General features: G+C 36.7%; 20 protein-coding genes. 16 read left to right on the top strand and 4 right to left on the bottom strand.

Annotation, left to right across the window (positions count from 1 at the left end; all coding sequences use genetic code 11):
• The first annotated feature begins 15 nt into the window (after positions 1–15).
• Together purH and purD are read left to right on the top strand one after the other, a co-directional pair.
• Positions 16–1,554: a bifunctional phosphoribosylaminoimidazolecarboxamide formyltransferase/IMP cyclohydrolase gene (gene purH, locus WCV66_RS01725; protein WP_338787767.1), complete on the top strand. Its 1,539-nt coding sequence runs from the start codon at positions 16–18 to the stop codon at positions 1,552–1,554.
• Between the two features lie 129 nt (positions 1,555–1,683).
• Positions 1,684–2,952: a phosphoribosylamine--glycine ligase gene (gene purD / locus WCV66_RS01720; protein WP_338787766.1), complete on the top strand. Its 1,269-nt coding sequence runs from the start codon at positions 1,684–1,686 to the stop codon at positions 2,950–2,952.
• Here the strand turns inward: purD and WCV66_RS01715 are convergent.
• Entirely contained in the window at positions 2,933–3,034 is a 102-nt protein-coding gene (locus tag WCV66_RS01715; protein ID WP_332310343.1) for an EYxxD motif small membrane protein, read from the bottom strand. The two genes, purD and WCV66_RS01715, sit on opposite strands and share 20 nt — an antisense overlap.
• Positions 3,035–3,100: 66 nt before the next feature.
• Positions 3,101–3,367 carry a DUF2892 domain-containing protein gene (locus WCV66_RS01710; protein ID WP_066333739.1) on the bottom strand — a complete coding sequence of 89 codons (267 nt, stop codon included), beginning with the start codon at positions 3,365–3,367 and terminating at the stop codon, positions 3,101–3,103.
• 111 nt (positions 3,368–3,478) lie between these two features.
• On the opposite strand from WCV66_RS01710, the gene WCV66_RS01705 reads away from it, so the two are divergent.
• From WCV66_RS01705 to pruA, 8 genes are all read left to right on the top strand, one after another.
• A complete protein-coding gene (locus tag WCV66_RS01705; protein WP_066333736.1) occupies positions 3,479–5,221 on the top strand; it encodes an adenine deaminase C-terminal domain-containing protein in 1,743 nt (580 codons plus the stop codon).
• A gap of 37 nt (positions 5,222–5,258) precedes the next feature.
• Positions 5,259–6,302: a DUF3048 domain-containing protein gene (locus tag WCV66_RS01700; protein ID WP_338787765.1), complete on the top strand. Its 1,044-nt coding sequence runs from the start codon at positions 5,259–5,261 to the stop codon at positions 6,300–6,302.
• 19 nt (positions 6,303–6,321) lie between these two features.
• Positions 6,322–6,630: a YerC/YecD family TrpR-related protein gene (locus WCV66_RS01695; protein WP_066333733.1), complete on the top strand. Its 309-nt coding sequence runs from the start codon at positions 6,322–6,324 to the stop codon at positions 6,628–6,630.
• Positions 6,631–6,855: 225 nt separating this feature from the next.
• Positions 6,856–7,539 (top strand): heptaprenylglyceryl phosphate synthase, encoded by a 684-nt coding sequence (locus WCV66_RS01690; protein WP_066333729.1) that lies wholly within the window; start codon positions 6,856–6,858, stop codon positions 7,537–7,539.
• A gap of 67 nt (positions 7,540–7,606) precedes the next feature.
• A complete protein-coding gene (gene pcrA, locus WCV66_RS01685) occupies positions 7,607–9,835 on the top strand; it encodes a DNA helicase PcrA (protein WP_338787764.1) in 2,229 nt (742 codons plus the stop codon).
• 37 nt (positions 9,836–9,872) lie between these two features.
• The gene (gene ligA / locus WCV66_RS01680) at positions 9,873–11,879 is read left to right on the top strand and encodes an NAD-dependent DNA ligase LigA (RefSeq protein WP_338787763.1); all 2,007 of its coding nucleotides are present in this window, start codon (positions 9,873–9,875) and stop codon (positions 11,877–11,879) included.
• Positions 11,880–11,894: 15 nt separating this feature from the next.
• Positions 11,895–13,079 carry a CamS family sex pheromone protein gene (locus WCV66_RS01675; protein ID WP_338787762.1) on the top strand — a complete coding sequence of 395 codons (1,185 nt, stop codon included), beginning with the start codon at positions 11,895–11,897 and terminating at the stop codon, positions 13,077–13,079.
• A gap of 302 nt (positions 13,080–13,381) precedes the next feature.
• Entirely contained in the window at positions 13,382–14,929 is a 1,548-nt protein-coding gene (pruA, locus tag WCV66_RS01670) for an L-glutamate gamma-semialdehyde dehydrogenase (protein WP_338787761.1), read from the top strand.
• Positions 14,930–15,144: 215 nt separating this feature from the next.
• Here pruA and WCV66_RS01665 read toward each other — a convergent pair whose 3' ends face one another.
• Complete coding sequence (locus WCV66_RS01665) at positions 15,145–15,573, bottom strand: hypothetical protein (RefSeq protein WP_338787760.1); 429 nt, start codon at positions 15,571–15,573, stop codon at positions 15,145–15,147.
• 568 nt (positions 15,574–16,141) lie between these two features.
• On the opposite strand from WCV66_RS01665, the gene putP reads away from it, so the two are divergent.
• The 6 genes from putP (at position 16,142) to WCV66_RS01635 (ending at position 22,940) form a co-directional block, all read left to right on the top strand.
• Positions 16,142–17,614, top strand: coding sequence for a sodium/proline symporter PutP (gene putP / locus WCV66_RS01660; RefSeq protein WP_338787759.1), 1,473 nt, complete (start codon positions 16,142–16,144; stop codon positions 17,612–17,614).
• 214 nt (positions 17,615–17,828) lie between these two features.
• Complete coding sequence (gene gatC, locus WCV66_RS01655; protein ID WP_066333703.1) at positions 17,829–18,119, top strand: Asp-tRNA(Asn)/Glu-tRNA(Gln) amidotransferase subunit GatC; 291 nt, start codon at positions 17,829–17,831, stop codon at positions 18,117–18,119.
• Positions 18,120–18,132: 13 nt separating this feature from the next.
• Positions 18,133–19,590: an Asp-tRNA(Asn)/Glu-tRNA(Gln) amidotransferase subunit GatA gene (gene gatA / locus WCV66_RS01650; RefSeq protein ID WP_338787758.1), complete on the top strand. Its 1,458-nt coding sequence runs from the start codon at positions 18,133–18,135 to the stop codon at positions 19,588–19,590.
• 13 nt (positions 19,591–19,603) lie between these two features.
• A complete protein-coding gene (gatB, locus tag WCV66_RS01645) occupies positions 19,604–21,034 on the top strand; it encodes an Asp-tRNA(Asn)/Glu-tRNA(Gln) amidotransferase subunit GatB (RefSeq protein ID WP_338787757.1) in 1,431 nt (476 codons plus the stop codon).
• Positions 21,035–21,237: 203 nt separating this feature from the next.
• The gene (locus WCV66_RS01640) at positions 21,238–21,591 is read left to right on the top strand and encodes a MerR family transcriptional regulator (RefSeq protein ID WP_413789625.1); all 354 of its coding nucleotides are present in this window, start codon (positions 21,238–21,240) and stop codon (positions 21,589–21,591) included.
• A gap of 53 nt (positions 21,592–21,644) precedes the next feature.
• The gene (locus tag WCV66_RS01635; protein WP_338787756.1) at positions 21,645–22,940 is read left to right on the top strand and encodes a hemolysin family protein; all 1,296 of its coding nucleotides are present in this window, start codon (positions 21,645–21,647) and stop codon (positions 22,938–22,940) included.
• Between the two features lie 60 nt (positions 22,941–23,000).
• On the opposite strand, the gene WCV66_RS01630 is transcribed toward WCV66_RS01635, so the two are convergent.
• Positions 23,001–24,515: a potassium/proton antiporter gene (locus WCV66_RS01630; protein WP_338787755.1), complete on the bottom strand. Its 1,515-nt coding sequence runs from the start codon at positions 24,513–24,515 to the stop codon at positions 23,001–23,003.
• Positions 24,516–24,520: the final 5 nt, after the last annotated feature.

Below are 24,520 nucleotides of genomic sequence, written 5' to 3'. Positions count from 1 at the left end.
TAAGAGGTGAATGAAATGACAATCAAACGCGCGCTTATTAGTGTGTCAAATAAAGAAAATCTCGTTCCTTTTGTTAAAGAGTTAATAGAGTTAGGTGTTGAAGTCATCTCAACAGGTGGAACGAAATCATTACTAGAAGAAAACGGTTTGAATGTAATTGGTATTTCTGAGGTTACTGGATTTCCAGAAATTATGGACGGACGTGTAAAGACGCTTCATCCTAATATCCACGGTGGTTTACTAGCTGTCCGTAACAATGAAAGTCATATGAATCAACTTAAGGAAAATAACATTGAAACAATCGATATGGTTGTTGTGAATCTTTATCCTTTTAAAGAAACAATTTCAAAACCAGATGTTAAATTCCAGGATGCAATTGAAAATATTGATATCGGTGGTCCTTCAATGCTGCGTTCTGCAGCTAAAAACCATGAAGATGTAACTGTTTTAGTTGATCCACAAGATTACAGTGTTGTTTTAGAGGAATTAAAAGCATCTGGAGCGGTTTCATTAGCACAAAAGCAACGTCTTGCTGCAAAGGTATTTAGACATACAGCAGCATATGATGCATTAATTGCAGAATTTTTAACAAACACGATTGGTGATGAAGACCCAGAATCAGTCACATATACATTCGAGAAAAAGCAATCTCTTCGTTATGGAGAAAATCCTCATCAAAAAGCAACTTTCTATCAGAAGCCTTTTGTACCAGTTGCGTCAATCGCAAATGCGAAACAGTTGCATGGTAAAGAGCTTTCATTTAATAACATTAAAGATGCTGATGCAGCATTGCAAATTGTCCGTGAATTTACAGAACCAGCTGCAGTTGCAGTTAAGCATATGAATCCATGTGGTGTTGGTGTTGGAACTTCGACATTTGAGGCATTTACACGTTGTTATGAAGCTGATAAAACATCGATTTTCGGTGGCATTGTTGCTTTGAACCATGAGGTTGATTTAGCAACAGCTGAAAAGCTTCATGAAATCTTCCTTGAAATTGTGATTGCACCTTCTTACAGTCAGGAAGCTTTAAACGTATTAACAGGAAAGAAGAATCTTCGTATTTTAACAATTGATGTTTCAGCACTTTCAAAACCAGAAAAACAGCTTCAATCTGTCCATGGTGGATTATTAGTACAGGATGAGGATATACTGTCTCTTGATGATGTTGAGGTGACAATCCCTACGAAGCGCGAGCCTTCTCCTGAAGAGTGGAAGGATCTAAAACTAGCTTGGAAAGTAGTAAAACATGTAAAATCAAATGCAATTGTTCTTGCTAAGGATGAAATGACAGTTGGAGTTGGAGCAGGTCAAATGAATCGAGTAGGATCAGCGAAAATTGCTATCGAGCAAGCTGGTGAAAAAGCACAAGGTAGTGCACTTGGCTCTGATGCATTCTTCCCAATGTCTGACACAGTTGAAAATGCGGCAAAAGCTGGTATAACAGCTATCATCCAACCTGGTGGATCAATTCGTGATGAAGATTCAATCCGCATGGCTGATGAATATGGAATCACAATGGTATTCACAGGAGTACGTCATTTTAAACATTAAGAACAAAAGCGCAAGCGCCCCTTGATCAGCAACGTATGAACTAGGCCGCTAGGCGCTGGAGCTGGATGTCAAAGCGCTTATCCGAAGTACAAGAATTATAATTTCTTAAACATATAAAGAGGTGTTAACATGAAAGTTCTAATAATTGGACAAGGCGGGCGTGAGCATGCACTTGTATGGAAAGCTGCACAAAGTAACCTTGTAGAAGAAGTCTTTGTTGCACCAGGTAATGATGGTATGGATGAACTTGCAACAAGGGTATCAATAAGTGAGTCAGATAATCACGGCTTATTGGAATTTGCGAAGGAAAAAAACATCGACTTAACAATTGTTGGTCCTGAAGTACCGTTATTAAATGGAGTTGTAAATGACTTTGAAGCTGCAGGCTTAAAGGTGTTTGGGCCAAGAAAAGAGGCAGCTCTTATCGAGGGTAGCAAAAACTTTGCTAAGGAGATCATGTTTAAATACAACATTCCAACAGCAGACTATCAAACATTTACAGATTTAGAAGAAGCAAAAGCATATGTAAAAGAAAAGGGTGCTCCGATTGTTATAAAAGCAGATGGATTAGCTGCTGGAAAAGGAGTAACTGTTGCTGAAACAATTGACGTAGCGATTGACAGTCTAACTGAAATGCTTGAGGATGGAAAATTTGGAGACGCTTCTTCATCAGTTGTTGTTGAGGAATTTCTTGCAGGAGAAGAATTTTCTTTAATGGCGTTTGTTAAAGGTGAGAAGGTGTATCCGATGGTGATCGCTCAAGATCATAAGCGTGCTTATGACAATGATGAGGGTCCTAATACTGGTGGTATGGGGGCTTATTCACCAGTACCACAAATTTCTGAACAAGTTGTTAATACAGCTGTTGAGACAATTTTAAAGCCAGCAGCAAAAGCACTTGTGAGCGAAGGACGTTCTTTTACAGGGATTTTATATGCTGGACTTATCCTTACAACAGATGGTCCAAAGGTAATTGAATTTAATGCACGTTTTGGTGATCCAGAAACACAGGTTGTTCTTCCAAGATTAGAATCTGATTTAGTGGAATCACTTTTAGCAATCCTTGACGACAAACCTGTTGAACTTGTTTGGACTTCTAAAGCTGTGTTAGGAGTCGTACTCGCTTCGAAGGGCTATCCAAACGAGTACGAAAAAGGACAAGCTATTGGCCAACTGACAGAAAAACACGTTGAAGCAGTTATTTTCCATGCTGGAACAAAAAAGGTTGAGGATCAATTCGTAAATAACGGTGGTCGTGTACTTGTTGTTTCAGGATATGGTGATACGATTAGCGAAGCTCAAGAAAATGCGTATGAGCTAGTAGAAAAAATAGCAGTACCAGCTCTTTTCTATCGTAAAGATATTGGTAATAAAGCTATTAAGCACGGCGTTTCTTAATATAAACGAATAATAACGCAATAATCCCGCCAACTAATGCTATCAATATAAACGACATATCGGTTAAATATTCAAAAAACATGGGAACACCTCCAAGATGAATAAATAAGGGGCTGGCTTTTTAAGCCAGTCCCATTTTGATTAATAATTACGATGGATTAAATACAATCTTTTCATCATCTTCTTCATAGCCCTCTTCGTCGTCAAAGAAATATCCATTAGAATTTTCAAACATATAAGTGATTGGACAGAAACGTAGAATTCCCTCTCCGACCTTCATTGCCCCAAGTACGATAACAATTAAATATGAATCTCTCCAAGGTTTTTTACAATATCTAGATGTAGCCCAAGCTAGTATGGAAAGGCCACATGTAATACGTATTAAAGAATTGACGATGCCTATATTTGGTCGCATCAAATTTACCTCCCTAAAATTGTCATAAAAATGCAATAAAACTTTAATGCGTTAATAAATTCCATATGTTAACATAGTATTAAGTTAGTAACTAAAATTGGAGGGTTTTTTATGCCCGAGAGAAAATTTCAATGGAAGATTAGTCAAATCCGAAAACAAATAGATGTTTTATCAAACAAATGTGCACCAACTATTGTCTTAAAAAATGCAACTTATCTTAATTCTTACTTGCGTCAATGGGTTAAAGCTCATATTTGGATAGTCGAGGATCGAATTGTCTATGTGGGAGACAATTTACCAGAGTATACAAATCAAACCGAAATGATTGATTGTACAAACAAAGTGGTAGTGCCAGGATACATTGAACCACATGCTCATCCATTTCAATTATATAATCCCCATACGTTAGCAAAGTATGTATCGCAAACAGGTACAACATCATTTATAGGTGATAATCTTTTTTTTCTTTTACAATACGAGAAAAAGAAAGCGCTTACGTTTTTGGATGATATGGGGAAATTACCATATCACTTTTATTGGTGGGCTAGATTTGATTTGCAAACAGAGGTACATGGTGAGGATAAAATTTTCTCCCATGATTTTCTTAAAACGTGGTTAGAGCATAAATCTGTTGTTCAAGGAGGAGAATTAACGAGTTGGCCAAAGCTACTAGATGGTGATGACTGGATTTTATATTGGCTAAGAGAAACTAAGCGAAGAGGAAAACGGATAGAAGGACATTTTCCAGGAGCTTCAGATAATACTTTAATGAAAATGAAACTATTTGGTGTTGACAGTGATCATGAATCTATGACAGGTAAAGATGTGATAAACCGTCTGAAAATGGGGTATACTGCTGCCTTAAGACATTCATCAATTCGTCCAGATCTCGCAATCCTTCTTAAGGAGATACAGGATGAGGGACTAACAACATATGATCATTTATATTATACTACTGATGGGGCAACCCCTACTTTTTATGAAAATGGAATGATTAATCGTTGTATAGATATAGCTTTAGATTGCAATGTTCCTTCAATTGATGCATATAATATGGCAGCATTCAATGTAGCGAAATATTACCAATTGGAAGAGCAAATAGGTGTTATAGCTCCAGGAAGAATTGCTACTCTAAATATTTTAGATAGTATTGACAAACCTGACCCATCTTCTGTTATGGCAAAAGGAACATGGGTTCTAAAAGAGGGTCATTGTCAGGAGGATAAAGAAGTTGTTGAATGGGCTGAATATGGTATTCAATCAGCAGATATAAAATGGGATCTGACTATAGATGATTTACAATTTTCAATGCCTCTTGGGATGAAGATGAGGAATGCTGTTATTATGGAGCCGTACTCGATTACAATCGATAGCTCTGTTAATGAGCTATCCGAAATACATGACGAAAGCTTTCTAGCTTTAATTGACCGTAATGGAAAATGGAGAGTAAATACAGTGATAAAAGGTTTCTCCAAACAGGTACAGGGTTTTGCAAGTTCTTATTCCACAACTGGAGATATCATTATCATTGGTAAAAATAAAACTGAAATGCTTGCTGCCTTTACTCGAATGAAGGAGATCGGCGGAGGAATTGTGTTGACTGAGAATGGAAATGTTACATTTGAAATGCCGTTAGAGATAAATGGAAGCGCTTCAATAGAGGAGCTTGAAGAGGTTATGAGAAAACAGAATCAGTTGAACACTCTATTAAAAGAAAGAGGCTATGGCTTCGATGATCCTGTTTATTCCTTGTTATTCTTGTCTTCAACGCATTTACCATATATTAGAATAACACCTAGAGGTATTTTTGACGTAATGAAAAAAACGGTACTCTTTCCATCGATAATGCGTTAAAATATAAAAGTGGAAAAGTAGATAAGGTTGTGTTTTTGTGTTTAAAGGAAAATTTTCAATTGCTATATTTTCAATGCTTATAATAATAAGCGCTTGCAGTAATAAGGAAGAACAACGTTCAGTTGAAAATATAGATTCTAATCAGAAAGAAGAAAAGCCAGTTGCTGCTGAAGTTGAAGAAAAAGTGACTTACCCGCTCACTGGAGTAGAAGCAGAAGAAACTGAACTAAACCAACGACCGATAGCTGTTATGATAAATAATCATCCAAGTGCAAGACCACAATCTGGCCTTCATAAAGCTGATGTTGTGTACGAAGTTCTTTCAGAAGGAAGTATTACAAGATTTTTAGCAATCTTTCAAAGCGAAGTACCTGACATAATCGGACCTGTAAGAAGTGCAAGAGAATATTATGTTGATTTAAGTAAAGGCTTTGATGCACTTTATATTAGTCATGGTTGGAGTCCTACTGCTCAAGAAAAGCTTGAAGCAGGCGAAGCGGATTATTTAAATGGATTATTTTATGATGGTACTTTATTTTGGAGAACTGATCATCGAAAGCCTCCCCATAATTCCTATATTTCAAGCGAAAATATAGCGAAGGGTGCAGAGGACAATCATTATGAAATAACCGCTGAAGTTGAGCCTTTTGAGTTTCTTTCTGAGGAAGAAGTGGTAAATTTAAAAGGTGAACCTGTAAACAATTTTGTTATTAAATATGACAACTCTCAAACATGGCATGCGACATATGAGTATAATCAAACTAAACAAAGTTATAGCAGATTTAGTAATAATGAACAAACGGTTGATTTAGAAAGTGAAGAACCGATCCAACTATCAAATGTGTTTGTTGTTGAAATGGAACATAATGCTATCGATAATTATGGAAGACGGGGAATTAATTTAACTTCTGGAGGAAAAGCTTTTCTTTTCCAAAATGGACTTATGCAAGAAGTAGAATGGGAAAATCGTGATGGTAGAATTCTCCCTGTAAAAGATGGAGAACTTATAAAGTTTGTACCAGGAAGAACGTGGATAAATGTAGTTCCAGACATTGAGAAAGCATTTCTAATTCAATCGTAATAGTAAAAGGAGAATGTATATGCAAATAGAGAAGCTACGTGGAAAAGAACTTGATCAGCTTTTTGAATCTATTTTGTCATTAAAAGATTTAGAAGAATGTTATCGTTTCTTCGATGATCTTTGTACAGTAAATGAAATCCAATCGCTTGCACAAAGACTTGAAGTAGCGAGAATGCTGCGAGAAGGATATACTTATCATAAGATAGAAACCGAAACGGGAGCGAGTACTGCAACCATTTCTCGTGTAAAACGTTGTTTAAATTATGGGAATGATGCTTATACAATGGCATTAGAACGAGTGCACGATCAGAAGGAACCAACCGAATAAATTTGTAAAGCACCGAGGATATCGGTGCTTTTTCTTTGTGTAAAAGTAAATAATAAAAGGATATGCACTTTATAAGGAAAACCTCCTTAGTAAAAAACAGCGTTTGTCTACGCCTTTTTATTTCATTTTGATGAAAGCGAAATGGATCATCCGTATTTAAGTTTTTTGCCTCCATGTTATTTGCTATAATAATGAAATGGATGTTTTTGAATGGAGGAATCCTACATGTATGATATTAACGAGTGGAAACATGTGTTTAAACTCGATCCAGATAAAGTAATAAGTGATGAGGACTTAGAGAAAATTTGTGAATCTGGAACAGATGGTATTATTGTTGGGGGAAGCGATAATATTACGGAAGAAAATGTATTGAACTTAATGTCTAGGATCCGTCGCTATCTTATTCCCTGTGTTTTAGAAGTATCAACAGCTGAATCAATTATTCCTGGCTTTGACCTATATTTTATCCCTACAGTATTAAATAGCAGAAGCACAAAATGGATGATTGATTTACATCATGAAGCAGTGAAGGAATATGGAGAAATTATGAATTGGGACGAGCTAATTGTTGAAGGGTATTGTATTTTAAATCCCGATTGCAAAGCTGCGGCACTAACAGATGCAAATACTAATCTCTCACTTGATGATGTAACAGCATACGCAAGAGTTGCTGAGAAAATGTACCAGCTCCCTATTTTTTATCTAGAATATAGCGGAATGCTTGGAGATCTAGCAGTAGTTGAACAAACTAAGAAGGTATTAACAAAAACAAAGTTATTCTATGGTGGAGGCATTACTTCAGCAGAAGAAGCTAATCGTTTTGCTCAATTTGCTGATGTTGTAGTAGTAGGAAATGTTATCTACACTGATTTAAAGGCAGCTCTAACAACAGTAGAAGCTGTAAAATAAATTTTTTTGAACTCAACCTCAATCTTTTGATAAAATAGAACATATGTTTGTTAAGGTGGTGAAGAAGTTGCAATTCTTATCAAATCAATTACTTTCAGGTTTGAATGACATGCAACAAGAGGCAGTAAAAACAACGGATGGTCCGTTATTAATCATGGCGGGTGCGGGTAGTGGTAAAACCCGTGTGTTAACCCATCGGATTGCATATTTAATGACTGAAAAACAAATTGCTCCGTGGAATATTTTGGCGATTACATTTACAAATAAAGCAGCACGTGAAATGAAAGAGAGAATTCAACGGATTTTAGGACCTGGTGCTGATGAAATTTGGATTTCAACCTTTCACTCTATGTGCGTTCGAATTTTGCGTAGAGATAGTGACAGAATGGGAATTAATCGTAACTTTTCTATTCTTGATACGACAGATCAATTGTCGGTTATTAAAACGGTGCTTAAAGAAAAGAACCTTGATCCTAAAAAATATGAGCCAAGAAGCTTATTAGGTTCAATCAGCAGTGCGAAAAATGAACTGATAACACCAGAGGAATATGATAAAACAGCTAACAGTCACTATGAACAAATGGTTAGTGATGTATACAGGGAATACCAGAAGAAACTACGCAAAAATCAATCTCTTGATTTTGATGATTTGATTATGACAACCATTCAATTGTTTCAACGTGTACCTGAAGTGCTTGAATCTTATCAACGTAAATTTCAATATATTCATGTTGATGAGTACCAGGATACGAACAGAGCTCAATATATGTTAGTAAAGCTTTTGGCCTCACGGTTTAAAAACCTTTGTGTTGTAGGTGATTCAGATCAATCAATTTATCGCTGGCGTGGTGCAGATATTGCGAATATCCTTTCCTTTGAAAAGGATTATCCTCAAGCGAATGTAATTTTGCTAGAACAAAACTACCGTTCAACGAAGTTAATTTTAGAGGCTGCAAATGAGGTTATTAAAAGGAATTCAAATCGTAAGCCGAAGAAGCTTTGGACTGAAAATCAACAAGGGGCAAAGATTACGTACTATCGTGCAGATAGTGAAGCAGCAGAAGGGCAATTTGTTGCAGGGAGAATCAAACAGCTGGTAGATTCAGGACAAAGAAAGCTTTCAGAAATTGCAATTCTTTATAGAACAAATGCACAATCAAGGATTATTGAGGAAGTATTACTTAAATCAAATCTAAATTACACAATCGTCGGAGGCATTAAGTTCTATGATCGTAAAGAGATTAAGGACTTACTCGCTTACTTACGATTAATTGCAAACCCAGATGATGATATTAGCTTAGCTCGTATCATCAATGTACCAAAACGTGGTGTTGGTTCGACATCTGTTGATAAAATAGCTAATTATGCAATAGACAATGATTTATCTTTATTTCAAGCATTAGATGAAATTGAACAAATAGGTGTTAGTGCAAGAGTTATAAACGCTTTAGTTGAATTCCGTGAATTGATTCGAAACCTTGGTAATATGCAGGATTATTTATCTGTTACGGAGCTCGCCGAAGAGATCATTGAGAAATCTGGTTATCGAGAAATGCTTAAACTAGAAAAAACAATTGAAGCACAAAGTCGTTTAGAGAATATCGATGAGTTTTTATCGGTCACTCAAACATTTGAAAAGCAAAACGAAGATAAAAGTCTTGTGGCCTTTTTAACAGATTTAGCACTTGTATCTGACATTGATAAACTTGAAGAAGATGAGCAGGAACAAAGTGATGCACTTGTGTTAATGACCCTTCACTCAGCAAAGGGATTAGAGTTTCCTGTTGTGTTCTTAATTGGACTTGAGGAAGGGGTTTTCCCTCATAGCCGTTCATTAATGGAAGAGGATGAGATGGAGGAAGAACGTCGTCTTGCTTACGTAGGGATTACTCGGGCTGAAAAAGACCTGTTCATTACAAATGCACAAATGCGTACGTTGTTTGGGCGGACAAGTATGAATCCTGAGTCACGATTTATTTCTGAAATCCCAAGTGAGTTGATTGAGAATCTAAATGAAGTAAAGAAATCTACTTCTCCTTCTACCCCTACCTCTGCTTTTAATTCAGGTCGTCGTCTTGAAAAGCGCCCACCAGTTTCAAAACCTATTGCCGCTTCAACTGGCGGGGACGGAATTTCTTGGGCTGTTGGAGATAAAGCTGAACATAAAAAGTGGGGAATTGGTACTGTCGTAAGTGTAAAAGGTACAGGGGAAGGAAAGGAATTAGATATTGCGTTCCCAAGTCCTGTTGGAATAAAGCGTCTGCTTGCAAAATTTGCACCAATTAATCGTATTTAAAGAGAAGATAGTTCGGTAGAAAGGATTGGACATCTGAATGGATAAACAATCAGCAAATAAACTAGCTCGCGAGCTCCATGAGCTAATTAACACTTATAATTATGAATACAATGTTTTAGATAAACCAAGCGTGCCTGATTCTGAATATGACCGCCTTATGCAGGAACTATTAAAGCTTGAAGAAGCATTTCCTGAATTGAAAACCTCAGATTCCCCGACACAAAGAGTCGGGGGTACTGTGTTAGCTGCTTTTCAAAAGGTTGTTCACAAAACACCAATGCTAAGCTTAGGTAACGCTTTTAATGAGGCTGATTTACGTGATTTTGACCGTCGAGTAAAACAGTCTGTAGGTGACGATGTTCAATATGTTGTTGAATTGAAAATTGATGGTTTAGCGGTTTCTCTAAGATATGAAAATGGACTGTTTGTACAAGGTGCTACGCGAGGAGACGGTACAACAGGTGAGGATATTACGGAAAACCTCAAAACGATACGCTCCATTCCACTTAGATTGAAGAAGGAATTGTCCTTTGAAGTACGTGGTGAGGCATTTATGCCGAAAAAGTCCTTTGAGAAGTTGAATGAATTACGATTACAACTTGAAGAAGAGCCATTCGCAAACCCACGTAATGCTGCAGCTGGTTCCATTAGACAGCTAGACCCTAAAATAGCTGCAAAGCGTAATTTAGATATCTTCGTATACAGTATTGCAGATTTAGGTGGAACAGGTGTTGAAAAACATAGTGAAGCACTAGATCTACTAGAAGAAGTAGGATTTAAAACAAATCAAGAACGAAGAAAATGTGAAACGATTGAAGAAGTCCTCACCATCATAGAAGATCTTCAAGAAAAAAGAGCAAATTTATCTTACGATATTGATGGTATCGTTATTAAGGTGGATTCTCTCGCTCAACAGGAAGAGCTTGGGTTTACTGCTAAGAGTCCACGTTGGGCCATTGCTTACAAATTTCCAGCAGAAGAAGTTATGACAAAGCTAGTGGATATTGAATTAAGTGTAGGTCGGACTGGTGTCATTACTCCAACAGCTTTATTAGAGCCAGTTCGGGTTGCGGGTACAACTGTTCAACGTGCCTCACTTCATAATGAAGATTTAATTAGAGAAAAGGATATTAAAATTGGTGATACGGTTGTTGTCAAAAAAGCAGGTGATATCATACCTGAGGTTGTCAATGTGCTAATAGATCTGCGCACTGGTGAAGAACAAACCTTTTCGATGCCTACACATTGCCCTGCTTGTGAAAGTGAGCTAGTTCGTATTGAAGGTGAGGTTGCCCTTCGTTGTATTAATCCACAATGTCCGGCTCAAATTAAAGAAGGTCTTATTCATTTTGTATCAAGGAATGCAATGAACATTGATGGTCTTGGTGAAAGAGTTGTAGCACAATTGTTTCAAGAAGGATTAATTAAGGATGTTGCAGATTTATACAGATTAACGAGAGATCAGCTTCTCGAGCTTGAGAGAATGGGAGAAAAATCTACCGATAATTTATTAAATGCAATTGTACAATCAAAAGAAAACTCACTTGAAAGACTATTGTTTGGTTTAGGGATTCGCCATGTTGGTGCTAAAGCCGCAAAAACATTAGCTCAAGAATTTGAAACAATTGAAATTCTTCAGCAAGCTTCAAAGGATGAGCTTATTGCGATAAATGAAATAGGAGACAAAATGGCTGATGCAGTTGTCACTTATTTTGATAACCCAGATGTGCAGTATTTAGTAAATGAGCTTAAATCTCTAGGTGTAAATACGACATACAAGGGACCAAAGCTGATTAGGATTGAAGACAGTGATTCATACCTAGCTGGAAAGACTGTTGTATTAACAGGGAAGCTTGAACAGCTATCAAGAAATGAAGCAAAAGAAGGTATTGAAGCACTTGGTGGTAAAGTAACCGGTAGCGTAAGTAAAAGTACAGATCTTGTGGTAGCTGGTGAATCAGCAGGAAGCAAGCTAAAGAAAGCCCAAGAATTAAATATAGAAATATGGGACGAAGCTCGGCTCTTTGATGAACTAAATAAATAAGAGGTGTGGAATCACTTGAAAAAGAAACTAATTATGGTGTTAACAAGCTTTTTTGTATTAACAGCTTGTGCACCAAACTTTGGAGAGCAAGAAGAAATCGTGCAGGAAATAGAGGACGAGTCAAAGGAACAGGCAATTATCCCAAAATACAATATTTCAGATTCGTATTACAAGATGATTTTGCCATTTAAACCAGGGGAAGCAAGAGGACTTGTTTCAGAACAATTAAATACCCGCTTAGATATTGATGAATTTGAAACAGGTTTAATGAGGGTTGCCCAAGACACATTTTCTCCTGATAAATATTTATATCAAGAAGGTCAATATTTAACTGGAGAAGTCATTCAAGGTTGGCTAAATCGAAAGCTAACCGGTGAAGAATTAAAAAATGAACAAGAAAAAGCGAAAGAGGCAAAGAAAGAATATACTGAGATCGGGCTAAATCCAGCATTGCCTGAGGAGGGAAATCTTGAGGAATTACATTCGGAAAATCCGATCTACTTATCCCACATTCTTGAACATAACTATTTAATCCGAGAGGATGATACAGTTGAATTAGGTGGAGTTGTCATTGGTCTAGCGATGAACTCTGTTCATTATTTTCAACAGGAAGACGGGTATGCTCGTGAGAAGCGAATAAGTACAAGTGAGCTTTTAGCAAAAGGGAAAGAATATGCTCAACAAGTGATTAATCGTGTAAGAAACACAAAAGGATTGGGAAATGTTCCGATTGTTATTGCGATATATGAACAAGAAAAAAAATCTTCGATTGTTCCTGGTAATTTCGTAACGAAAACGGTTGTGAAGGCGGGAAGTAATAGTCTTGGTAAGTGGGAAGGAATTGATGAGGATTATTATTTCTTTCCATCAGATGAAGCGACAAGTGATTATCGAGATGATGCACAAATGTTCAATCGTTTTAAATCTGATGTTGAGGAATTTTTCCCTAATTACACAGGTGTAATTGGAAAAGCCTTTTATAAAAACGGAGAATTAAATTATTTAGATATAGAAATTCCGATGCAATTTTACGGAAAAGCGGAAGTGATCGCCTTTACACAGTTTGTAACAGGTAAGGTTATGGAATATTTCCCTGACTATGTAACACTTGAAGTTAATGTTATGTCTACTACAGGACAGGAAGCGCTAATACTGAAAGAGCCAAACCAAGAAGAGCCAACTGTTCATATTTATAAGTAAATGTAAGGTGAGGATGCAAGCTAAGGACAAAATCTTAGCTTGCATTTTTATGTTTATAAGAAAATAATAATATGCTTTTACTTTGGAAAAGCGCTTTGACATTTACCTCAGTGCTAATTTTTTAAAGTCAACACCGAACGCTAAAGTAACTAGAAAGAAAAGATACTCATTTCTATCAATAGGTATGCATACGAATGAAGCATAAGAGCTCAAACACAAGATCAGTTTTATGTGTGAGTTTGAATGAAGGAAATGTCATGATCTTAACGCTCTATCTTAAAATTTAAAGGAGGCGTTCGAAAATGGTAGTACCTTATAAGCACGAACCATTTACAGACTTTTTAGTAGAAGAGAATAAACATGCGTTTGAAGCAGGTCTTAAAGTTGTTCACTCCTATTTAAATCACGATTATGACTTGGTTATCGGTGGAGAGCGTGTGGCAACAAAGGATAAAATCATCTCTATAAACCCTGCAAATAAGGAAGAAATTATTGGTTCCGTATCTAAGGCAACTAGGGAGCATGCGGAAAAAGCGATGCAGATTGCAGATGAAACGTTCAAATCTTGGCGAAAGTCTAAGCCGGAAATGAGAGCAGATATTTTGTTTCGGGCCGCTGCTATTGTTCGGAGACGTAAACATGAGTTTTCGGCACTTCTTGTAAAAGAAGCAGGGAAGCCTTGGAATGAGGCAGACGCTGATACTGCTGAGGCAATTGACTTTATGGAATATTACGGTCGACAAATGTTGAGCTTAAAGGATGGGATTCCTGTTGAGAGTCGACAAATTGAATATAACCGTTTTAACTACATACCGCTTGGAGTAGGTATCGTTATTTCTCCATGGAATTTCGCATTTGCGATTATGGCTGGGATGACTTCAGCTGCATTCGTTTCTGGGAATACAGTTTTATTAAAGCCAGCTAGTACAACACCGGTTGTTGCAGCAAAATTTATTGAAGTATTAGAGGAAGCAGGATTACCGCCAGGTGTCGTTAATTATGTACCGGGAAGCGGAGCCGAGGTAGGAGATTATTTAGTGGAACACCCTCGAACCAGGTTTATTAGTTTTACTGGCTCGCGGGAGGTTGGTGTAAGGATATATGAGAGGGCTGCAAAGGTTCATGAAGGGCAAATTTGGTTAAAGCGTGTTATAGCAGAGATGGGTGGAAAAGACACGATTGTTGTTGATTCATCTGCTGATTTAGAATTAGCAGCACAATCAATTGTCGCATCTGCTTTTGGATTTTCAGGTCAAAAATGTTCTGCATGCTCTCGCGCTGTTATTCTTGAAGACGTATATGATCGAGTGTTAACTCGTGTTGTGGAAATCACAAAGAATCTAACAGTTGGTAATACAAAGGATTCAACGATTTATATGGGACCTGTCATTGATCAGGCTGCCTATGAAAAAATACTAAACTATATTGAAATCGGTAAAGTGGAAGGGAGATTAGTCGCTGGAGGGAATGGTGATAACTCACAAGGCTTCTTCATCGAGCCGACCATTTTTGCAGATGTTAGTGAAAATGCCAGAATTATGAAAGAAGAAATTTTTGGCCCAGTCGTTGCCTTTTGTAAGGCGAGAGATTTTGATCATGCAATTGATATCGCCAACAATACAGAATATGGACTCACAGGTGCTGTTTTAACAAATAATCGTTCACATATAGAAAAGGCTCGAGAAGACTTTCATGTAGGAAATCTCTATTTTAACCGTGGCTGTACAGGAGCTATTGTAGGTTATCAACCATTTGGTGGTTTTAATATGTCTGGGACTGATTCAAAAGCAGGGGGGCCTGATTATCTACTGCTGCATATGCAGGCAAAAACAACGTCTGAAATGCTATAAACAGTAAAGGGACTGACTAAATTTTGAGTCAGTCCCTTTATTCCTTTTATTAAAGGTAAGAAAGTATAAAATTTTGTACTTAGTTTTGGTGGTCTAGCTCCAGCGCCTAGACCCTCTTGGGTCTAAGCCACAAATGAATTGAAGACAAAGAACGTCTTCTATTCATTTGCGTCTTATGCTTGTCGGGTCTGAACAAGGCGCTTGCGCTTTTCTTATTAACCCTTCCAAAAATACCGTTCATCATCCTGATCTACAGAGAGTTCAACATCGGTTTTTGTAGTACTGATGACCTTAGTGTTTGTATCTTTGTAATCCTCGCGAGTTGAATTGTGATTATCTGTTTTTTTCTCACTTTGAATCGACCGTTCAGTGAGTGCTTGAATTAATTGGGATGTTAGCTCGCTACGCTTTTGATACTCATTAAGGAAGAGTGTAATGGCGATAATCATTCCTCCGCCAATTATGCATGATATGTAAGGTCCAATGGTTGAACCAGTCATTTGAAGAATCATGAAGGGAATGGATCCCCCATACATTTCCTGTTCTTCTTGTACCGCCTTTATGGCCATTGAAATATGATTTATAATTCCGGCTGCACCTAGAAGGATTAAAAAGCCTCCAAAGCCGAACAAAAATTTCTTCACAAAGTCCACTCCTGACAATGATTCATTTTGTACATCTTATCATGTTTCAGAAGAATCTTCTAGAAATTCAAATCATCTCCAATTAAGTTTACGAGAAAAATAAATAAAGAAAATAAAAAATGTTTTATAGTGAAATTACTTTGGAAGTTTTCTTTTAAAAGACAAACTTCTGCAAAAAAACAAGCTAATTTTCTAGTATAATGCAAACTTAATTTTATGAATTTATATGAATAGATATAATGAATAATAGGATATAGTGCCTGATCGATACGTTTTTATGAATAAATATACATTTAGGGATAATTTATGAACGAGTCAATTTGTGAGGTCTGTCATATTGTGTTACGATTGTAAACGTCTTGTGGGCATCGTCAACCTACTAAACTATTATGGTTAATCATCATGAAATTGCATAAGCTTGCATAAGGATTTGTTGATAGCAATTTTAGGAGGTGATAACGTGGAGTTAACTTTAGCAACTTGGTGTTGGCTGTTAATACCTATGCCATTGTTAATATTACTATCAATTATTACGTATTTTACAGAGAAGAGGAGTGAGTAATGAAAAATGGATATTAATATAGCACAGTTAACGGCAATAATCATCTATCTAATTGGAATGGGCGCTATAGGTATAGTTGCAACCAAAATGACAAGTAATTTAAATGATTATGTACTTGGTGGAAGACGTCTAAGTGCTGGGGTTGCAGCTTTAAGTGCAGGAGCATCTGATATGAGCGGATGGCTTATGTTGGGGTTACCAGGTGCAATGTATGTTAGTGGAATGGGAGGTATGTGGATTGCGATCGGGTTATCAGTTGGTGCTTACTTGAATTGGCAATTTGTAGCTAAACCGTTCAGAGTATATACTGAAGTGGCCAATGATTCAATTACGGTACCAGACTATTTTGAAAATCGTTTTCATGATAAATCAAAGCTACTAAGGGTAGTATCAGCAGTTGTTATTCTTGTATTCTTTACATTCTATACTTCTTCAAGTCTTGTAGGTGGTGCCATTCTTTTAGAAAGTTCATTTGGAATGGATTATAGGTTAGCTTTATGGGTCGGATGCGCAGTTATTCTGTCATATACACTATTTGGAGGCTTCTTAGCTGCAAGTTGGACCGACTTTGTTCAAGGTATTTTAATGCTTTTAGCTCTAATTGTTATACCAATCGTTGTAGTATATGAACTAGGTGGTTGGGGAGAAACATTACAGAAAATCGGAAATATTGATCCATCTTATCTAAATGTCAATAATGGAGCAACATTTATTGGTGTCGCTTCACTACTTGCTTGGGGCCTTGGGTATTTCGGACAGCCACATATTATTGTTCGCTTTATGGGGATTAGGTCAACAAAGGAAATCCCAAAAGCACGCTTAATCGGGATGACATGGATGATTATTTCACTATTTGGAGCGATTTTTATTGGGTTTACAGGGATTGCATACTTTGCTGATGTGCCTCTCGAAAATTCTGAAACAGTTTTTATCATGATTTCGCAAGTTTTATTTAATCCATGGGTATCAGGATTCTTACTTGCAGCGATTCTTGCAGCAATTATGAGTACAGTTGATTCCCAATTAATCGTTGCCTCAAGTGCATTAGCACAGGATTTTTATAAGCAACTATTTAGAAGAGAAGCTAGTCAAAAGGAAGAAATGGTAGTTGGTAGAATTGCATGTCTTGTTATCGCCATTATCGCGATCTTCCTAGGTTATGATCGAGATAGTAAAGTTCTAGAGTTAGTAAGTTATGCTTGGGCTGGCTTTGGTGCTGCATTTGGTCCTGTTATAATCTTGAGCTTATTCTGGAAGCGTATGACGAGAAATGGTGCATTGGCAGGAATGATTATTGGTACTCTAACAGTAATTATTTGGTCAAATCTTACAGGTGGAATTTTTGATCTGTATGAGCTAGCACCAGGATTCATATTTGCATGGATTGCAATTATGATTGTAAGTTTAATAGGAAAGGCGCCTTCAGAAGAAGTCCAAAATGAGTTTGATACGTTTAAAGAAGAATTGAAAAAATCCTAATATAGAATTAAAACATCCTTCTTCTATTTATTTAGAAGAAGGATGTTTTTTTGTATCTAAAGTAAAAGTTATAAAGTAAATTGGTATTTGGAGGACGACATTATCTTTAAGTTGGCTAGGTTATATGCTTTTCTTAGGAATTGTTGATTAAATAGTCCTTAGTTTGGTATCATCAGAGTATTGTGAATGAACGATTTTGTGGAGGTGAAAGGATATGTCAAGAATTTCAACTGATCAAGTTAAACACGTAGCTAATTTAGCACGCTTATCAATTAATGAAGAGGATGCGGAGCTTTTTGCTAGTCAGTTAGATGCAATCATCACGTTTGCTGAGCAACTAAATGAAGTAGATACTGAAAATGTTAAACCAACGTCACATGTATTAGATATGAAAAATATTATGCGTGAGGATATACCGAAAAAAGGATTAGACAACGAAGAAGTTGTTAAAAATGCTCCAGATCATGCTGATGGGTATATTCGTGTACCATCAATTCTAGAATAAAGGAGGGATAAACATGGCGCTTTTTGATCATAAAATATCAGAATTAAAAGAACTTTTACATAAAAAAGAAATCAAAGTTTCTGAACTAGTTGATGAATCTTATAATCGTATTCAAGAGGTAGACGACAAAGTTGGCGCGTTTTTAACTTTAAATGAGGAAAACGCACGTACATATGCGAAGGAATTAGATGAAGCATTAGGTAGTCGTGACGAGTTTGGCTTATTAGTTGGTATGCCAATTGGAATAAAAGATAATATTGTTACAAAGGGTTTGCGGACTACATGTGCAAGTAAAATTCTAGAAAACTTTGATCCTATTTATGATGCAACCGTTGTTAAAAATCTTCAAAATGCTGAAGCTGTTACAATTGGTAAATTAAATATGGATGAGTTTGCGATGGGTTCTTCTACAGAAAACTCAGGCTACAAACCAACGAGAAATCCTTGGAATCTTGAAACAGTACCAGGTGGTTCAAGCGGTGGATCAGCTGCAGCGGTTGCAGCAGGAGAAGTTCCTTTTTCATTAGGCTCTGATACAGGTGGGTCGATTCGTCAGCCAGCAGCTTTTTGTGGAGTTGTTGGGTTAAAGCCTACATATGGTCGTGTTTCACGCTTTGGATTGGTAGCATTTGCATCTTCTTTAGATCAAATTGGACCAATCACACGAAATGTTGAAGATAATGCATTCCTTTTACAAGCAATTTCTGGTGTTGATGAAATGGACTCTACATCGGCAAATGTTGAAGTGCCAGATTTTCTTTCATCATTAACTGGTGATGTAAAAGGATTGAAAATTGCCGTGCCAAAAGAGTATCTTGGTGAAGGTGTTAAGGAAGAAGTAAAGCAATCTGTTCTAGATGCACTTAAAGTGTTAGAAGGACAAGGAGCAACATGGGAAGAGGTATCATTACCACACTCTAAATATGCTCTTGCTACTTACTATTTATTATCTTCATCAGAAGCATCTGCAAATCTTTCTCGTTTTGATGGTGTGCGCTACGGTCACCGTTCTGATAATGCAGAAAGCTTAATTGAGTTGTACAAGCAAAGTCGTGCAGAAGGCTTTGGTGATGAAGTAAAACGCCGGATTATGCTTGGCACATTCGCATTAAGCTCTGGTTACTATGACGCATATTACAAAAAGGCTCAAAAGGTTCGAACATTAATTAAAAAAGATTTTGAAGATGTTTTTGAAAAATACGATGTTATTATTGGACCAACAACACCGACACCAGCATTTAAAATTGGTGAAAATGTAAAAGATCCGTTAACAATGTATGCGAATGACATTTTAACGATCCCAGTTAACCTAGCAGGTGTACCTGGTATTTCAGTTCCGTGTGGTTTATCCAATGGTTTACCACTTGGGTTACAAATTATTGGTAAGCATTTCGACGAGAGTACAATTTACCGAGTTGCACATGCTTTTGAGCAAGCAACAGATCATCATAAAGCAAAACCTGAACTGTAAGGGGTGAGAAACAATGAATTATGAAACGGTTATCGGACTAGAAGTCCATGTTGAGTTAAAAACAGAATCTAAAATCTTTTCAAGTGCACCAAACCATTTCGGAGCAGAACCTAATACTAATACAACTGTTGTCGAATTAGGTTATCCTGGTGTTTTACCAGTATTGAATAAGAAGGTTGTCGACTTCGCTATGAAAGCATGTATGGCACTAAATTGTGAAGTTGCCACTGAAACAAAGTTTGATCGTAAAAATTACTTTTATCCGGATAATCCAAAGGCATACCAAATTTCTCAATTTGATAAGCCGATTGGTGAAAACGGATGGATTGATATTGAAGTAAACGGTGAAACGAAAAGAATCGGGATTACACGTATTCATATGGAAGAGGATGCTGGTAAGCTAATCCACTCTGGTGATGGCTACTCATTAGTTGACCTTAACCGTCAAGGTACACCACTTATTGAAATCGTATCTGAACCAGATATTCGTACACCTGAAGAAGCATATGCTTATTTAGAAAAACTAAAAGCTATTATTCAATATACAGAGGTTTCTGACTGTAAAATGGAAGAAGGCTCACTTCGCTGTGATGCTAATATTTCACTTCGTCCAGTAGGGCAAGAAGAATTTGGTACGAAAACAGAGCTGAAAAACTTAAACTCATTTGCATTCGTACAAAAGGGTTTAGAATATGAAGAAAAACGTCAAGAAAAGGTTCTTCGCTCAGGTGGTGTGATTGAGCAAGAGACACGTCGTTATGATGAGGCCTCAAAAAAGACGATCTTAATGCGTGTAAAAGAAGGTTCTGATGATTATCGTTATTTCCCAGAACCAGATCTTGTGGAGCTTTACATCGATGAAGAGTGGAAGGAACGTATTCGCGCTTCTATTCCAGAGCTTCCAGACGATCGTCGAAAACGTTATATTGATGAGCTCGGTTTACCTGCATATGATGCACAAGTATTGACGATGACAAAAGAAATATCCGACTTCTTCGAACAAACTCTAGAGGCTGGAGCAGAAGCGAAACAGGCCTCTAACTGGATCATGGGTGAAGTATCAGCATACTTAAATGCTGAAGGGAAAGAGCTTAAAGATGTGGCTCTTACAGCTGAAGGTTTAGCTGGTATGATCAAACTCATCGAAAATGGAACCATTTCTTCTAAAATTGCAAAGCAAGTTTTCAAGGAGCTTATTGAAAATGGCGGAGACGCAGAAAAAATCGTAAAAGAAAAAGGTCTAGTTCAAATTTCTGATGATGAAACTCTCCGTAAATTTGTAACAGACGCTTTAGATGCAAATCCACAATCTGTTGACGATTTTAAAAATGGAAAGCAAAAGGCTATTGGTTTCTTAGTTGGTCAAATTATGAAAGCGACAAAAGGACAAGCCAATCCACCATTGGTTAATAAGTTGTTGATGGAAGAAATTCAAAAACGTTAATAGTTTATAGAATTTGAAAAAAAGCAGTGGAACTCAATCCACTGCTTTTAATTTGCGTTTAGGATTTATACATAAAGGGGTAAATAGTTGAAAGATTGTTCGATTTCTATTAAACTGTTAATATAAACTATAACGTTTTGGTTTTGGGGTGATAACATGGGGCAGAGAATCTAAGAATCGGTGAATTAGCTGGAATTACTAACGTGACGAAAAGAACAATTGACTATTATACTACAATAGGATTGCTGAAGGCAGAACGTTCTGCTTCAAATTATCGGTACTATGATCAATCCGCTATAGAGCGTCTACACTATATTGAAAAGTGCAAAGCTGAGGGAATGTCTTTAGACAAAATAAAAAAAGAAATGTTAGAGAAAGATGCGGAGGAAATAGATGTTCACGAATTAAGATTGAGAATTAGAGGGCTAGAGAATGATGTATCTGAAATTCTTGCCCATCTCGATAGGAATGATCCAAAAAGTCAAGAAGAGATGAAAAAGCAAATATCTCATGAAAGCCTTTCGTTAATACAAACATTGCTACTATTAATCAATTAAAACTTATTTAACAATAATAGGAGGTGTAGGTCTTACTTTTGTAAGACTACTCATTGGCCACAATAAACTTATTTTTACTAGCTTTATTAATAGCTTTCACTGCATTTTTCGTAGCGACAGAATTTGCTATTGTGAAAGTACGTACGTCTAGAATTGATCAACTAATTGCTGAAGGGAAAAAAGGTGCAGTTTCTGCTAAAAGGGTAGTATCTCATTTAGATGAGTATTTATCAGCCTGTCAATTAGGGATCACTGTAACTGCTTTAGGAATTGGTTGGTTAGGAGAACCTACGTTTGAAGAGCTGTTACATCCTATTTTTGAATACTTTCATTTGAATGAATCAATTGCAAGCATTTTATCATTTGGAATAGCCTTTGCGATCGTAACATTTTTGCATGTAGTAGTTGGTGAGCTAGCTCCTAAAACGGTTGCTATTCAAAAGGCTGAGGCTCTAACCTTGTATTTATCTGTTCCAATTATTTGGTTTTACAGAATTATGTATCCTTTTATTTGGTTGCTTAATGGTTCGGCTCGTTTGCTTGTTGGGATCTTTGGATTAAAGCCTGCCTCAGAGCATGATTTAGCTCATTCAGAGGAAGAGCTTCGTATCTTATTATCAGAAAGCTACAAGAGTGGAGAAATTAATCAGACAGAGTTAAAGTATGTAAACAATATTTTTGAATTTGATGAGAGAATTGCGAAAGAAATAATGGTTCCTCGTACTGAAATGGTGAGTATATCGATTGATGATTCTCTTGATGAAATATTGGATATTGTAAGAGAAGAAAACTATACAAGATACCCAGTAGATGATGGAGATAAAGATAACATACTTGGTTTTGTGAATATGAAGGAATTGTTAACTGACAAGGTTATGAATCAAGATCGTGTAAAAGAGTTAAAGCTATCAGCCTATATAAATCCAGTTATCAGTGTTATTGAGACGATAGCCATTCACGATTTATTAGTTAAAATGCAAAAAGAACGTACTCACATTGCTATTTTAATTGATGAATATGGCGGTACTTCTGGCTTAGTTACTGTTGAAGATATTTTAGAGGAAATTGTTGGAGAGATTAGAGATGAATTCGATGAAGATGAAATACCTGAAATTCGTAAATTGAAGGAAAATCATTTTATTTTAGATGGAAAAGTTTTAATTGGAGATGTAAACAATCTACTAGGAACAAACTTATCGGATAAAGAAATTGACACAATTGGCGGTTGGTTCTTGACTGAAAATATCGATGCTAAAGCTGGAACGGAAGTCGAAAAGGAAGGTTTTATATTCAAAGTTAGTGATATTGATGGACACCATATTCAATATTTAGAAGTTCAAAAAGTGTAAAGATTGTAGGTAAAGACGTTCCTTTAATGGAACGTCTTTTTTTAGATATTGTTTTAATCTTTATACAGATTGATAGGAATTACTAGTTTCCTCATCTATTTGATCTTGTTTCTCTTGAAGAATTTGTTTTAACTTTGGTTTACTTCTCTTGGATGCAAGGATATAGAGAAAATCTCCTAATTTAATCCTTGTGTTTCCGGTTGGGGTAATGAGTTGATCATTTCGTATGATTGCGTTAACTAACGTACCATCTGGGAATGGAATATCAAGAAGTGTTTTACCTACTAAGTTTGAGTCTGAATCAATTTCATATTCAATCATTTCTGTATTTACTTTTCCAAGAGATACAAGCTCAAGTGAATGCATGGGCGTAGCCTTTTTAGGACCAGTTAATCCTAGTTTGTCAGCTAAGTTCGTAACGGTTGCTCCTTGTATTAAACAGCTAGTAAGAACGACGAAAAATACAACATTAAAAATGAGTTGGCTACCTTCAATATCTGCTAATAATGGGAAAGTCGCAAGTACAATTGGTACTGCTCCTTTTAAACCTGCCCATGAAAGAAAGACTAATTCTTTATTTGTAAACTTCATCTTTATCGTTGACACATAGACGGCGACTGGTCTAGCTATAAGCATAAGAATCGCTGAAATTAAGATGCCCTTAAAGATAATATCCCAAGTGAATAGGTCAGATGGGAAGACGAGAAGTCCCAATATAACAAACATTGAAATTTGCATCATCCATGCAAACCCCTCTGAAAAGCGGAAAATTGAATGTCTATAAGCAATTTCTGCATTTCCAATAATGATAGCTAATACATACACTGCAAGAAGTCCGCTTCCGTTCATGAAAGCTGTAATTCCGTAAGTGAGTAAGGCAAAGGCGATGGCGAAAATGGGATAAAGACCACTAGAATCAAGGTTTATCTTATTTAATGCTTTAACTGCTAATTTACCTGCGATAAAACCAAGTAATACACCAAGACCCATTTGGACAAAGAACGAACCGATCATCGTTATGATGCTAGTTTCAGGAATAGTAATCATTTCAATCATAGCAACTGTTAAAAATACGGCCATAGGATCGTTTGACCCTGATTCAGCCTCTAATGTCGTACCAATTCGTTCATTAATATTTTGTCCTTTTAACACAGCAAATACCGCTGCAGCATCTGTCGAACCGACAATGGCTCCAAACAAAATTGCTTCAAGCCAGCCTAGTTCAAGAATAAGCTTTGCTGCGACGGCAACAATACCAGATGTTAAAAGAACACCAATTGTTGCAAGGGAAAGGGAGGGAATTATGACAGGGCGAAGAGTTTTCCATTTTGTTTGAAGTCCACCTTCAAATAGAATAACAACAAGTGCAAAGACACCAATCATTTGGGCAGTACTTGCATTATCAAAATAAATAATACCTAATACGTCGCTCCCCATTACCATACCAACCATCATAAATAAGACAAGGGCAGGTACGCCTAGCCTTGCAGAAAATTTTGTTGTTAACACTCCTGCTATTAATAGAATGGCTGTTAGTAAAATAAATGTGTCTGTGTGTAAAATATCAGCAAACATATACA

The organism is Metabacillus rhizosphaerae (genome assembly GCF_037201795.1).
GTDB classification, from domain to species: Bacteria; Bacillota; Bacilli; order Bacillales; family Bacillaceae; genus Metabacillus; species Metabacillus rhizosphaerae.
Note: the sequence above shows the minus strand (reverse complement) of the source record. Positions and strands in the feature narration are given on the sequence as shown.